At 60.9% G+C, this 14,259-nt stretch carries 11 protein-coding genes; 1 reads left to right on the top strand and 10 read right to left on the bottom strand.

Annotated elements, in window-relative coordinates:
* From QZ500_RS14800 to pilV, 5 genes are all read right to left on the bottom strand, one after another.
* On the bottom strand, positions 1 to 445 hold a 445-nt coding region (locus QZ500_RS14800), incomplete at its 3' end, for a type IV pilin protein (RefSeq protein ID WP_295856170.1).
* A 9-nt stretch (positions 446 to 454) separates the two neighbouring features.
* A complete protein-coding gene (locus QZ500_RS14795; RefSeq protein ID WP_295856169.1) occupies positions 455 to 4,798 on the bottom strand; it encodes a PilC/PilY family type IV pilus protein in 4,344 nt (1,447 codons plus the stop codon).
* A 2-nt stretch (positions 4,799 to 4,800) separates the two neighbouring features.
* Complete coding sequence (locus QZ500_RS14790; RefSeq protein WP_295856168.1) at positions 4,801 to 5,457, bottom strand: PilX N-terminal domain-containing pilus assembly protein; 657 nt, start codon at positions 5,455 to 5,457, stop codon at positions 4,801 to 4,803.
* Between the two features lies 1 nt (position 5,458).
* Complete coding sequence (locus QZ500_RS14785) at positions 5,459 to 6,484, bottom strand: PilW family protein (protein ID WP_295856167.1); 1,026 nt, start codon at positions 6,482 to 6,484, stop codon at positions 5,459 to 5,461.
* Positions 6,481 to 7,107, bottom strand: coding sequence for a type IV pilus modification protein PilV (pilV, locus tag QZ500_RS14780; RefSeq protein WP_295856166.1), 627 nt, complete (start codon positions 7,105 to 7,107; stop codon positions 6,481 to 6,483). The genes QZ500_RS14785 and pilV overlap by 4 nt, the downstream gene beginning before the upstream one ends.
* Before the next feature lie 410 nt (positions 7,108 to 7,517).
* Between pilV and gshA the strand changes: the two genes are divergently transcribed.
* Entirely contained in the window at positions 7,518 to 9,077 is a 1,560-nt protein-coding gene (gshA, locus tag QZ500_RS14775; RefSeq protein ID WP_295856165.1) for a glutamate--cysteine ligase, read from the top strand.
* Between the two features lie 6 nt (positions 9,078 to 9,083).
* Here the strand turns inward: gshA and QZ500_RS14770 are convergent, their stop codons facing one another.
* The 5 genes from QZ500_RS14770 to QZ500_RS14750 all read right to left on the bottom strand — a co-directional run bounded on the left by QZ500_RS14770 (position 9,084) and on the right by QZ500_RS14750 (position 14,215).
* Positions 9,084 to 9,560 carry an EVE domain-containing protein gene (locus QZ500_RS14770; RefSeq protein WP_295856164.1) on the bottom strand — a complete coding sequence of 159 codons (477 nt, stop codon included), beginning with the start codon at positions 9,558 to 9,560 and terminating at the stop codon, positions 9,084 to 9,086.
* Positions 9,557 to 10,843: an amidohydrolase family protein gene (locus tag QZ500_RS14765; protein ID WP_295856163.1), complete on the bottom strand. Its 1,287-nt coding sequence runs from the start codon at positions 10,841 to 10,843 to the stop codon at positions 9,557 to 9,559. Before QZ500_RS14765 ends, QZ500_RS14770 begins: the two co-directional genes overlap by 4 nt.
* 51 nt (positions 10,844 to 10,894) lie before the next feature.
* Positions 10,895 to 11,524, bottom strand: coding sequence for a uracil phosphoribosyltransferase (gene upp, locus QZ500_RS14760; protein WP_295856162.1), 630 nt, complete (start codon positions 11,522 to 11,524; stop codon positions 10,895 to 10,897).
* A gap of 64 nt (positions 11,525 to 11,588) precedes the next feature.
* Positions 11,589 to 12,893, bottom strand: coding sequence for a URC4/urg3 family protein (locus QZ500_RS14755; protein ID WP_295856161.1), 1,305 nt, complete (start codon positions 12,891 to 12,893; stop codon positions 11,589 to 11,591).
* Positions 12,890 to 14,215, bottom strand: coding sequence for a GTP cyclohydrolase II (locus QZ500_RS14750; protein ID WP_295856160.1), 1,326 nt, complete (start codon positions 14,213 to 14,215; stop codon positions 12,890 to 12,892). The genes QZ500_RS14755 and QZ500_RS14750 overlap by 4 nt, the downstream gene beginning before the upstream one ends.
* Positions 14,216 to 14,259: the final 44 nt, after the last annotated feature.

Below are 14,259 nucleotides of genomic sequence, written 5' to 3'. Positions count from 1 at the left end.
CCGATGGCTGATTACCGTCGCATCCTCTCACGCCACTACTTTGCAGCCAAAGTTTTCCTGCGGCGGGATCCGAAGATACTGGATCTGCCCACACTTTGACGCAGTCCCGAATCGCATTTGTATCGCTCGAGCACGCTTCGGCGTAAAGCTTGTATTTTGCTTTGGTACCGCCGGCGTCCCCGGAATACACCTTGAAGGGCGTATCCGACGCGTCCTTGGCAAATGCCAAATAGCGGCCGTTCTGAGTCGCATACCGCTCTTGCTGTTGCAAGAGGTCCATCAAAGCTGTCCGCCCTTCCGCTCGGCGACCCTTGTAGATGGAATCCTGAAAGGAGGGGTAGGCGATAGCCGAGAGAATGCCGATGATCGCAACCACGATCATCAATTCGATCAGAGTAAATCCACTGATAAGGGCTTTTGCAGCGCGGATTTTAGTTATTTTCATACAGCACAATCAATTGGTTTGCTGCGTTGTCGCCGATTTGCGTAGCTCATAGTAATTGTTGATCTGGCGCCAGCTCAGCCGGCCCACGTAGTACGAATCGGTCACATTGTCCGACACCATCGTGCCCTGCGAACCAGGGACGAGCGCGGCGCGCTTGATCGTCTTCACAGACCGGCCCGTACCGTCTCGCGGCCCGATGACGGCATCTCCCAGGTCCAGAAAAGTCGGAGCACCCAAGACACCTACAGTCGACGCGTAGTACCTCCCATTGCCGGTGGCGATATCGACAAAATAGTATCCGCCCGAGCCTTGTCCGCAAGCGTCGCTCGCAGCGTCAGGTGGAATGACGCTGGAAAACGCTGCTGTGTTACCTGCCAAATCAGCAGGATTTATCTGCCGTTCGCCCCGTTGGATGAAATCAAAATACCATCCGGATCTCTGGGTGCTATCGGAATTAGTTCTTGGCCTGCCAAATGTGAAGGCGGGCGTAGTCAGGACGCCAGATGTCAGCGTTGCCGCGGTTAATCTCCCCCTTCCGGAAATCGCTGCAGCTCCTGCTGGGCTGCTGTCGGCGGACTGTGAGCTGTTGTCCCACAGGGCATAAATGGATTGTTTTTGTGTTGTGTCGCTGACTAAATTGTCCGATGATTCCAGATATTTTCCAGTGCCGAAAACAACGACTGTATTGCCTTCAGGTGCACTCGCCAAGGACGGTGCCATGGTAATTGGTTGTGCAACGCCAGCTGCGTCTTGGGCAATAAACATCGGAATTGCTGCTATGGGAGAACCGCCTTTGAAGAAAGACACCCTGTAAGTACTCCAATCAGACGTGCCTTGCGCTAGGCCAAAATCAAACTTCCAGAGCCGACCATGTAGATCGCCCATATAGAACTGGACGGCTTCGCCGAGAGGGCTGCCCTTTGCCTCGAAATTGATGAGACCCGTTGCACGCGAGCCAGCAAGCGTGGAGTTTACCGGCAGTAAAAATTTAAAGTAATTGACACCGAGTTGCCACGCCGTCCCTGCAGGTTTGCTGATATCTAAGAAAAATAGACCTGGTGCGCCGCTCGCGCTGAAATTCCCGTCAGCTGCATAGTTGTTGACACCGCTGCCAAACACCGCAAAATATTTGGATACCGGCGTAGATGCCGTCCATGCAGATGTTCTCATTTTCACGATTTGCGGACGTCCAACGACGTTACCTATATCTGGATCGTCGCGATCCGAAAACTCCCATAATACCTTAGTCGCATCGAATGCACTGGGGTTGGTCACATCCAGCGCGAAAACACCTTGACCACCGCCGCCAGTCGCGCCGACCAAAACCGTTTTCCAGTCTGATCCGACTTTGGCTTCGCGGACGTCCGAAGAACCATCAACAAAACTCTGATGGCCACTGGTATTGTAGTTGGTATTCGTGAGATACGATAATTTTCCCCCCAACCAGCTGGGAATATAGGCGAATAGTTCATTGCCATTCAGCGCGTCGAATGCGTGCAGCATCCCGTCGTTTGCTCCGACAAAGACGGCCTTGGTGCGCGCCGCATTGGTGTCGTAAAAAGCCTTGTATCCTGCATCGGTGATGAACCTCGACGGCTCGCCCGAATACGATATCGAGGAATTTATAATGTCGCCAAGTACTGATCCACGTTTACGAAAAACGGCACTTTCCTGCGATCGATCACCCCGAAGATAGTTCAATCTCAATTCTCCGCGTGCGTCAGGAGATGTACCGGGGTTGGGCTTATTCAACGCGTCTTTCAAAGAAGTCTCAATCGACGTCCACTCGAACGCGGTCGCCGTCGATGACCCAGATGGGGTGGAGCGGCCTACGAATATCTTACGAGAAGAAGGCGCTTTGGCTGTCAGCAGGCTTGACGCGCTCCACGTCGCGCTACCGATCGATAAGCCAGCGGTCGTATTGAAATTGAGTGGAAGGGCCTGTACATCGCCGCTCCAATCTGCGGGATCGAAGCGCGCTTGGTAAGTTAGGCCAGTGCTTTCCGCTGTCACGCGGGTCGACGACGTAGCACTGCCCGCGATCGTGTTGCCCTGTGCGGCGATAGTGACAAAAATATCATCCAGTGCCTTCAATACCGCTTCGGCGTTGCTGGACAAAAAATAGTTTTTGGCCTCTCCTGGCGCGTCGGATTTTTCCCAGCTGCTGTTGTCGAGTGCGCCGTCCTTGTTCAAGAACGGATTCCCTCTGCCCGAACTGTCTTTGAAGCCGCCGTACTTGCCTGCCAGGAAAAACTGGCGGTTGCGGCGGGTATCTTTAATACTGTCCTCGGCAAATTCGTTGACGTCGAGCACGTAGGTACTTACGCGCATGCCAGGGCGGCGCTTGGCCGCATCATTCCAGTCGGCGCCGCGTATGTCATGGGTATTGGCCCAATACGCCATACCCGCCATATAGTAGGACGCAAGCGTGGCTCCGGTGTTATCGGTGGAAATATTTCTTAGATTCGTCCGGATCGCGCGTTCGCCTGTAGTGCCGTTTGGATTCGATGTCGTTCTTGCTGCTCCAGTCCCGTCGATATAACTAACTGCTGCATTTGCCTCGAAGCCACCGACAACGTTGGTCCATGCCACGAAGTCCGGCTCATTCCTCGTTATGTCCGCCGTCCTAGCAAATTCACTGTCGGGAAGCCTGGTATTTCCAGGGATAGATTTGTCATTATGGGTGTTTACATCACCGATTACCAGAATATTGTTCTTTAGGCACGCATAATTACGAGAGCTGTCGCCGCCCGCGTGTGGATCGACCCACGCGCCGCCCGACGTCGCTGGAAATACCGGGAAACCCTGCTTCATGTCGGCGGTCATGTCCTTCAAGGCTTGCGGGGTCGGCGGCAATCCCTGCAGATAACGGAGACTTTCGTAGTATAGTTCTCCAACGGGGTCATAGGTTTTGTATCGCCCGAATGCATCCCCTGTGCGGCCGAACTGGTTCAAGTAGTTGATAACACCGCTTTTGCCTTCCGATTGGTTGTCGGGATTCGCAATAAAAATACCTGTGTTTTCGTTCCACTCGATATTCGGGTTGGAGGATGTGATCAAATTTCCCGAACTGTCGAATGACTTGGGTCCTACATATTTCATTGGAGCTCGCAAGACACCGCCGTAACGAGACTGCTGGTCGTCCATAAGATAACCGAAAGCCGCCACTCTGATGCGGTCACTGAATCGCTGCATGTTACCGACCGGCTTGAAATTGCCGAAAGGGTATCGTATGCAGTATTGCGTTCTGGGGTCTTGAAGATTGCCGGCGCTATCGGATTCACACACCTGCATACGGGTGTAGAAGAAATTGTCGGCAGTAAGGCCGCTATTCGTTGAGCGAGGCCAGTTGGTCGTGTCCTTCCGGATATAACACTTTTTCCCGATGCCCACCACGGGATCGCCAAAAGTAGCATTGTTGCAGGAGATGGGAAGATTGGCTTGATCTACGACCTTGTACGTCCAGCCCCGCAGATTGCCATTATCTGCGCCGTAGACGATGAGCCATGATCCGCCCGCCGCACCATCGCTGGTTTGGTTGGTACAAGTACCATTTTCATTCGCACAGTCTCTGAATCCACTGACGTTTCGCGGATCTCCGCTGACTGTGCTGATCCCAAGATTGGAATTGTTTCCAGGGTTGGTACAATCACCGGCTTTTGCGCTGCCGAAATGTACCCGGTTAAGGCAGTTGGCCACGTAAATGTCGCCGGTGTATGCATCGCCATTTGTGAAACGGCGCAATGCATTGGGTACGGCGCCCGCAGCAGCAGCAGCGGTGAGTTTCTTAGCCGGAAAATTGGCATCGTTCCAGAACCTTCCGCTGGGAAGCACGGCACGTTGCAGGATGGTCATTGATGCCGTGTCCACCACCCGGTCGCCTCCGGTTAGGCCGAGGCGCAGAACGTCGACTGCAGAACTGGTCGCCCAGTTCATGAAATTCCCGCTGAAGCCCGTACCGCCGCATTCCCGGTTGTTCGCTGTTCCAATACGGTCAAATCGGCGCAGTTCTACACGCGCATCATTCACATAGGAATAACAACTTTCTGTGTCGAAGTAGCCGATGTATTTGTTGGCGCTGCTATATGTGGCATCTTCCGTAGCGCGTGGTTCGCCCACATACTGTGCGCCCACCGTCGGAAACTCGACAGATAACGCTAAGGCTAAAGTCGGTTTGTCATTGGCACCCTTGGCATACAACGGCTCAGGCGAAAGATCGATGGACGGGATTGCAGGCGGCGTTCCCGCACCATGAGCCAGATAGGAAACGACGATGGCAATCGGAAGCGTAAAAATTGCCAGATACTTTATAGCTTTGCGTCGTCGTACGGCGTTTTCTTTTGAGCAAACCATAGTCAATCTTTCCGGTAAAGCGTTTGCAGCACTGCCTGAATATCGGCCCGCGGCCCAAAACCCATCGAAGTCACGCGATACACTACGGCCGGGGGGCGGCGTCGGTTGACGGCTTGGTCACCATACACCTCAGGGTCATCCAGCACTTCGATGAGGTAGCGTGGCTTCTGAACAGGTTTCACCATCGCAACGGTTCCGGCAGCGGGCGATCCGGCGTCGAATGCGCGGCTGGTGAATGTTCCGAACTCGACCGCGGGGCTGGAAGACGAGGTGAAACTGGCCGTCAGCCAGACGGGGTTGCCTGAGGCGGCTGGAAGACAGAGGCCCTTGCTGACGCCCGTGGTGCCGCAATTCGTCAAAAAGCCGGAGCGCTCTCCAGGCGCAAAAAGATTTTTTCGGTTATTGCTTACCCCAGCCCCTCCGACAATATCGTACTCCGCGTCCGCCAAAGCTGCATCGGCGGATTGCCAGGCAATTTGATAATCCCGGTCATTGCGGGCGCCGCGTTCCGCCATGAGGGCGATCTGCGCGGCACCGGCGCCAAGAAGCGACACGACGACCAGAATCATCATGACGACGGCAAGGCTGACTCCTGCCTGTCCAACTCGTGATATCGCGGGCTTGCTATACCGACGGGGTTTACCCGTGTTCAACGGCATGCTATATCTCCTGCGGATTAGGCAGATAGACGGTGAAAGTGAAAGCCTGTCTGATGCGGCCATCGGCAGGTGCGACAAATTTCGAGCCGGCATCCGAAGCACTAAAAGTATTGGAACCTAACGGATAGAAATCCTTTTCGACTTTTTCGGCAGCGGACCTCTCAGCGGCCCGTACAACCAAACCTATTCGGACCGACCGCACGCGCAACCAATTTGCCCGCGTCGCCGCAGCATTGCCCGCTACTGTCATTTGATCGGCGCGCAGATATCGGTCAGGCACCGAATCGGGCTGCGCGCCAGCGACGGCACCGGGTGCCACATCGTCGACCCCATAGAGAACCTGAAAACTTTCAACTCCCTGAACTAAAGGTTGTGCATCCTGCCAAGGTCCTGTACCTCGGGCCGATTTGCACATAAGTGACGGCTCTCCGTTGCTAAGTGCCACATAAAATATACTGACGAGCCGATCGGTTCGATTGGTCGCTGATTGCGACCCTGACGTTCCTGCACAGTTAATGACCGCTTCGTCGCTCACGCCCCCACCGACGACCTGCGCTGCGGGCTGAAAGCGGATGATTAAAATGTCACTGCCGTTGACGCAGGCGGTGTCTGTGGCGGTGGCGCACCCGCCTGCGGCTGCAGTGCGCGAGTTATTCGCAGCTGTGTCGATGGGATCGTCCGCACTCGTAACCAGTGCATTGTTAAAACCCTGGACATTTGCAGGTTCTGTATTGCTTGGCATGCCGGCATATTTGAATGCGTTTGAACGTGTGGCTCCTGCATATAAAACATCACGATATCCAGCTTGTTGTACGATTCGCTGGATCAATTCGGCTGAAAACCGGGTGTTGTCTCTTAGTTGAGAGGCCGCATCGATCGTGGAAAATCCTTGACGCGCCATACCCAGGGCTGCAACGGTTGCGGCGACGACAACGAGACTCAGCGTCATTGCCACCAGCAGTTCCACCAATGTCACCCCGTGTTGATGCCGGAGGTGCGTGGTTTGTCGGCGTTTTATCTTTTTCATGGCTTTCCCGGCGTCAGTGGTAAAACGATGAATGGCAATGTTGCTCGGTCCAACATCGATGCGTTGTCTGTAGTCGTACGATCAAATTTTGCGCGTGTCCAGCCAATTTTGACATTTGCGACTCCACCGGTATTTGAGCACTCCCATTGTGGAAGGCCGGTGGACGTAGAATAGGGCGTTGCATCGAAACATACCTTCACCCGGGCATCAGGCAACTCGGCATTCAGTCGCGTGAGCCAATCGTATATTTCCCAAGCGGCAACTTTTGCCGGACCTCCGGAGGCTACCTGGCAGCCCGCTTGGAAACAGGAATCTGCAGGAGCTGTCAATGCTGCGCCTTGATAATCCACCAGATAGGGGTTGGAGGACGCATTGCTCAGTGATGATATTGTCGGATTTCCGCGCATCATCTGGCCCAGTTCTTTTCCTAGTACGACCGCGATGGACTGGTATTTGGCCTCTCTGTTCGCTTTTAAGGCAGATGCCTGCATGCCAACCATTCCGAGTACGCCGAACGACAACACGATGATTGCGATCAACACCTCGAGTAGCGTGAAGCCCGAAACATACCGTCGCTGTATGACGACAGACACTGGGCTGCGATGCTTCAGGTAGCCAAACATCTCAAGTTGTAGCAATTTGTGGTTAATATCGAGCTATGTACTACAGTTCGCATATTTTGTCAAGCGGTCAGTTTTTCGGGAAGTCGTCTTCGCATTTTTAATACTTGATTATGTGATTTTAAAATCTCTGCTTATTAAGACATTCTGACGTTGAGTTGGATCGATTTAAAACTTTCATGCCTTTGCTTGCAAAGGTCTTCAGATTTAATGAGTATATTGCTGGCGCACTATTTTGCTCAATAAAAAATGTGTTTGATTGATGGCGTAATTTCAGGCGTTCGGGCATCAATCACTTGGCGTGTACGCTTTTTATCATCAAACACCTGCTCGTTTTGGCCGACCCCTCTGCAGACCTACATGCCTCCGTGGTACGTTCAGCACCGATGGCAATACAACGATACGAACCCTCAATGCGCGTCGACTTCCAACACCTGGACCGCCTTTCCCATACGCAGCTCCGTGGAATGCGCCGCGGGATCGAGAAGGAAAGTCTCCGTGCGCAACTCGATGGCGCCTTGGCCTTGACTCCGCACCCGGCCGTGCTGGGCGCGGCCCTCACGCACCCGTCCATCACGACAGACTTCAGCGAATCGCAGGTCGAACTGATCACCGGAGCGCACCAGCAGGTCGAAGCATCCCTGCACGAACTCGCGTCGATCCACCGCTTCGTATACGGCGCATTGGCCGAGCGGAGCGACGAGATGCTCTGGGTTTCCAGCATGCCGTGCGTCCTGCCGGCCGATGAAACCATTCCGATCGGCCGGTACGGCTCCTCCAACGTCGGGCGGGCGAAAAGCGTATACCGCATGGGCCTGGGTCACCGTTACGGCCGCCGGATGCAGACGATCTCAGGCATCCACTACAACTGGTCGATGCCGGGGCTGTCGAGCGAGGACTACTTCGGGCTGATCCGCAATTTCCGGCGTCGGGCCTTCCTGCTGCTCTACCTCTTCGGTGCGTCGCCGGCCGTCTGTTCCACCTTCGTCGGAGGAAGGGCGCATGCCTTGCAGGCCATTGGGCGCGACAGCATGCATCTGCCGCACGCGACTTCGCTGCGGATGGGCCGGCTCGGCTACCAGAGCGATGCGCAGGCCTCGCTCGCGGTCAGCTACAACGACCTGGAGGGGTATGCCGCATCGCTGCAGGAGGCGTTGACGAAGCCGTACCCGGCGTACAGCGATCTGGGCATCCTGAACCCGGGCGGCGAGTACAACCAGCTGGCGACGAGCCTGCTGCAGATCGAGAACGAGTTCTACGGCACGATCCGGCCCAAGCGGACGACGCTGCCAGGCGAGCGGCCGCTCAACGCGTTGCGCGACCGAGGAGTTGAATACATCGAGGTGCGCTGCATGGACCTCGACCCGTTCGAGCCGGTCGGTATCAACGCGCAGACGATGCGGTTCCTGGACGTGTTCCTCACGCAATGCCTGGTGGACGACAGCCCGCCGGATTCGCCGTCGGAAATCGCCGAGATGGCGTTCAATCAGCATGCGGCCGCCGAGCGCGGCCGCGAGCCCGGCCTGCAGTTGCAGCGGCAGGGGCGGACGGTCACGCTGGTCGATTGGGCGGAGGAACTGCTGGCCAATTGCCGTCGCACCGCGGATGTCCTGGATCAGGTCCATGTTGGCACCGCGCATGCGGAGGCGGTCGAAGCTGCGCAGGCGGCCTTGCGCCGGCCAGAGACACTGCCCTCGGCCCGCGTTTTGGCCGAGATGGCGGCGTCACACGGGGATTCGTTCGTCGGCTTCGGCCGCGCCCGGTCGCAGGAGACGCGGGAGCATTTCCTGCGCCAGCCGCTCGATGCCGAAGAAACGGCGCGCTTCACCGCCGCGTCGGAAGCGTCGATCGAGGCACAGCGGCATATCGAATCCCAGGACACCGTGCCGTTCGAGATCTACCGCGAGTTGTACGTGGCGCCGCTGACCTTCACGACCGCACGCAAGAAGGAAGAAGGCGCTGCGACGGCGTAGGCGCGCTCAGGCGGCGTCCGGCGCGCCCAGCCGTGCGCAAACCGTACGCCAGTCCTGTGCTTCGACCGGGGTAATCGAGAGCCGGTTGCCCCTTTTCAGCATCGCGAGGCCCTGCAGGTCAGGATCGGCACGTAACTCGGCCAAAGTCAGGTTGTGGGTCTGGTGCGTCACCTGCACATCGACCAGCTGCCAGCGCGGTTTATCGGGCGGCGACTTCGGGTCGTAGTAGGGCGAGCCGGCATCGAATTGCGTCGGGTCTGGATAGGTATCGGATGCCACGCGTGCGAGGCCCACGATGCCGGGCTCCGCGCAACTGGAGTGGTAGAACAACACGCCGTCGCCGATGCGCATCGCATCGCGCATGAAGTTGCGGGCTTGGTAATTGCGCACGCCGGTCCAGGCGACGGTCGCGTTCGGTGCGGCGAGCGCATCGTCCACCGACACTTCGGCCGGCTCGGCCTTCATCAGCCAGTAGCGGGTCATGCGGGGCGGGCCGGCGACAGGAAGCAGGTGTCCGCGGGGCGGCCGTCCAGATGCAGCCGGGCGGCGACCGGAGGCGTCTCGGCCAGCAGCCGGCCCCGGCGCCAGACCTGCAGCCGCGGGGCGCGCAGCCGGATCGCCTCGACCGGATCGCGGGCCTGCAGCAGAACGAAGCTTGCGTCGCAACCGGCCGCCAGGCCGTAGTCGGGCAGTTCCAGCACTTGTGCAGCGTGGCGGGTGACGGCATCGAAGCAGCGGCGCATCGCCGCCTGGCCCGTCATCTGCGCCACGTGCAGGCCCATGTGCGCGACTTCCAGCATGTCGCCCGAGCCGAGTCCGTACCACGGGTCCATCACGCAGTCGTGGCCGAACGCGACGTTCACGCCAGCGGCCATCAGCTCGGGCACCCGCGTCATGCCGCGGCGCTTCGGATAGGTGTCGTGCCGGCCTTGCAGCGTGATGTTGATCAACGGATTGGCGACGACATTCACGCCGCTCTCCGCGATCAGCGGCAGGAGCTTGGACACGTAGTAGTTGTCCATGCTGTGCATCGACGTGCAGTGGCTGCCCGTCACCCGGCCCTGCAGGCCCAGGCGCTGCGTGTGGAAGGCAAGCGTCTCGATGTGGCGCGACAGCGGGTCGTCGCTCTCGTCGCAGTGCATGTCCACTGGCAGGCCGCGTGCGGCGGCGAGTTCGCAGAGCAGGGCGACGCTGTCCGCGCCCTCGGCCATGGTGCGCTCGAAGTGCGGGATGCCGCCGACCACGTCCACACCGAGGTCCAGCGCGCGGGTGAGGTTCTCGACACCGCCCGGCGTGCGCAGCACGCCGTCCTGCGGAAAGGCGACCAATTGCAGGTCGAGGTAGGGCGCCACGCGCCGCTTCACGTCCAGCAGGGCCTCGACCGCCAGCAGCCGCGGGTCGCTGGTATCGACATGGCTGCGGATCGCCAGCAGCCCGCGGGCGACCGCCCAGTCGCAGTAGGCGAGGGCCCGTTCCACGATCGCATCGGCCTGCAGCGTCGGCTTCAGCTCGCCCCAGACGGCGATGCCTTCGAGCAGCGTGCCGCTGTCGTTGACCCGCGGCAGGCCGTAGCTGAGCGTCGCGTCGAGGTGGAAATGCGCATCGACGAACGGCGGCGCGACCAGCAGGCCGTCGGCATCGACGACCTGATGCGCCGGGGCGTCGAGGCCGGGCGACACCTCGGCGAAGCGGCCGTCCTGGACCGCCAGCGACATGCCGGTGCGGCCGTCGGGCAGGGTGGCGTTGCGGATCAGCAGGTCGAGCATGGTGCTATCGAATCAATAGCTGCTTGCGCAGACGGGACGGGCGAAAATTGCCTATTTGGTGCCGAAAATCCGGTCACCCGCATCGCCCAAGCCCGGCCGGATGTAGCCATGGCTGTCCAATTCGCGGTCGACCGCTGCGGTGTAGATCGGCACGTCGGGATGGGCGGCGTTCATCGCGGCCACGCCTTCGGGGCAGGTCAGCAGGCAGACGAACTTGATCGACTTCGGCTTCATTTCCTTCAGCCGGTCAACCGCGGCGATGGCCGAGTTGCCGGTGGCGAGCATCGGGTCCACGACCACCACGTCGCGCTCCTCCATCTCGCTCGGCATCTTGAAGTAGTACTCGACGGCGGTCAGCGTCTTCGGGTCGCGGTACAGGCCGATGTGGCCCACCCGGGCGCCGGGCACCACCGACAGCATGCCGTCCAAGATGCCGGTCCCGGCCCGCAGGATCGACACGAAGACCAGCTTCTTGCCGTCGATCACGCGGCCGGTGGTGGTTTCGAGCGGCGTCTCGATCTCGATGTCCTGCAGCGCCATGTCGCGGGTGACCTCGTAGGCCGCCAGGCTCGCCAGCTCGTTGAGCAGGCGGCGGAAGCTGTTGGTGGACGCGTCCTTGCGGCGCATCAGGGTCAGCTTGTGCTGGACGAGGGGGTGGTCGAGAAGGTGGACGTTGCTCATGGGCGCTGAAAAACTTTCGTCGGTCTGCAAGGGGAGGTTGAGATTGTCGGCCGGAGCAGTCCTGTCAGAAGACCGTGCCGTCGCTGTCGATCTGCAAGGGCGGCCGTCCGCCGCGGCGCTCGTGCGCGATCTTGCGGCCCGCCGCCCAGGTGCCGCCTTCGAGTACGCAGGCCAGCGGCATGGCCTCGGCCGAGACGCCCAGGCGCTGGCGTACGCGGGGCGCCAGTTCGTCGAGCAGGGCGACGGTGAGAGCCCGCCATTCGACGATCAGCGGATCGGCGGGCTTCCAGAGCTGCTCGGCGAGCGCCGGATCGCGCAGTTGCAGCACGCCGGCATCGAGCAGCAGGCCGCCGTTGCGGTATTCGGGCAGGCCGGTCAATGTCTCCAGGCCGTTCACCCGTGCGCCGGCCCAGTGGAGCGGCTCGATCAGCGAGTAGGTGAGCCACTGCGTCAGCTTGTGGAAGGGCATCCAGCCATCGGTCAGGCCGGGCCCGGCGACGGCCGGGTGCCGCCAGCAGTCGCCGAGCGGCCGGTCGCCGATCCGGTTGTCCGTCGGCCAGATCGGGGAGAGGGTGATCAGCAGCGTGGTGAGCAGGTCATGCGCGTGGATCTCCTTCGTCGGGGGGATGTCGTGGTGGTCGGCATCCGTCATCAGATCGAACAAGCCGGCTGGGCGGCCGGCGGTGCCGAAGGATTCGGGCCGCGACGCCATCGTCTCGCCCAGCCGCCGCAACAGCGTCGCGCGGCCGCCCAGGCCGACGAGCGGGTTGTTGTCGCGGACCTGGAACGCCTGCGCGAGATGGTCGGTCGCCAGGCCGCGCAGCCCGGCGGCATCGACCTGACAGGGGTGCGCGGGGTCGCTGGAGAAGAGCCCGGCGGTGAACGCGTGGAAGCTGGCGACGCCGAGCCCCTCGGAGCGCGCGAAGGTCTGGCCGCTGGCCGATTCGGCATAGCGCCAGCCGTCGCCCGCACCGGCGTCGAGCAGCACGCTGACGAGCGTCAGGTCGAACTGCGCGCGGGCGCGCTGGACGGGCGACGCACGGTCGCCGAGCAGATGGTCCAGTGCGGCCCGGCGGTCCACGCCGCCCGCACCCAGGTGGCGCCAGCGGCTGTGCAGGGGGATGGTGCCGTCGGGGTAGTTCTCGCGGGTGACATCGGCCACGATTCCGGCCGCCGCATCCAGGGCGGCGTCGTCGACGGCGAAGAATTCCGAACCGCCGGCGCGCGCACGGTCGAGGAGGGCGGCTGCGCGGCGGCGGATCTCCGTGGTGCTGCACAGCAGTTCCACCGCGCCTTGGGGGCGCAGCGCCGCGTCGGCGTCGATGGCGGAAAGGATCTGGGCGGCGGAATCGTGCGAGTGGTCGGTCATGCGTCGAGGCCGCGGCCTTTGGCCTTGGCGAGTTCCTGCGCGTCGGGGACCGCGCCGGGGGTGAAGTAACCGGCCGCCATCTTGGCGTCCATCTCGACGCGAGCGTCGGCCGGGATGAGTTCGTCGGGAATGTTGACGCGCACGCCGACCTCGATGCCCGAGCCGGTGATCGCGTCGTACTTCATTTTGCTCATCGAGACCAGTCGATGGATCTTGGTGATGCCGAGCCAGTGGAGCACATCCGGCATCAGTTCCTGAAACCGCATGTCTTGCACGCCGGCCACGCATTCGGTGCGGGCGAAGTACTGGCTCGCGGTGTCGCCGCCGACCTGGCGCTTGCGGGCGTTGTAGACCAGGAACTTGGTCACCTCGCCGAGCGCACGGCCTTCCTTGCGCGAATAGGCGACCAGTCCTACGCCGCCGCGTTGCGCGCCCTGGATGCATTCCTCGATCGCGTGGGTCAGGTAGGGGCGGCAGGTGCAGATGTCGGAGCCGAACACGTCGGAGCCGTTGCATTCGTCGTGGACCCGCGCGGTGAGCTCGACCGACGGGTCCGCCAGGTCGCGCGGGTTGCCGAAGATGTAGAGGGTCTGCCCGCCGATGGGCGGCAGGAACACTTCCAGGTCCGACCGGGTGACCAGTTCGGGATACATGCCGCCGGTCTCTTCGAAGAGCACGCGGCGGAGGTCGGTCTCGCTGCAGCCGAAGCGGCGGGCGATCTCGGGCAGGTACCAGACCGGCTCGACAGCGACCTTCGTGACCAGGGCCGCGCCGTGCGCATCCAGGATCCGGCCGTCGGGCTGCAGCCGGCCCTTGTGCAGCGCCTCCATCACCTCGGGCAGCAGTACATGGGCCTTGGTGACGGCGATGGTGGGGCGGATGTCGTAGCCCGCCGCCAGTTCGGCCGCGAACGCGTCGGCGACCACCGCGCCCCAGGGGTCGAGCGAGACGATGCGCTGCGGATCGCTCCACTGCGGATAGGGTCCGATGCTGTCGGTCGGCGCTGTGTTGGTCAGGTCCGCGCGGTGGTGCGCCGACAGCGCGCCCGAGGCGACTGCCAGCGCCCGGTAGACGCTGTAGGAGCCGCTGTGGGTGCCGATCACGTTGCGGTGCGGGCGCTGGGTGGTCGTCGCGACCACCGGGCCGCGCAACGCCGCGGTCTCGGCGCCCCAGCGCACCGGTAGCGCGCCGAATCCGCCGCTATGCGATGTCAGCCGGATGTGCCGCGGCGCGGCGACGGGCGGCTTGGCCGGGAGTTCCGCCGGGATCACGGCGGTGGGGATCGCCGTCTCGACGGCGGCGGCGGGGGACACTGGGGCCATGGTCGCTTCCTGTGCAAAGAGCCACTCTACGGCGCGGCGGATGC

Source organism: uncultured Xylophilus sp., assembly GCA_913776965.1.
In the GTDB taxonomy this organism is placed as follows: domain Bacteria; phylum Pseudomonadota; class Gammaproteobacteria; order Burkholderiales; family Burkholderiaceae_C; genus Xylophilus.
This window is presented reverse-complemented; position numbering and strand designations above follow the sequence as displayed.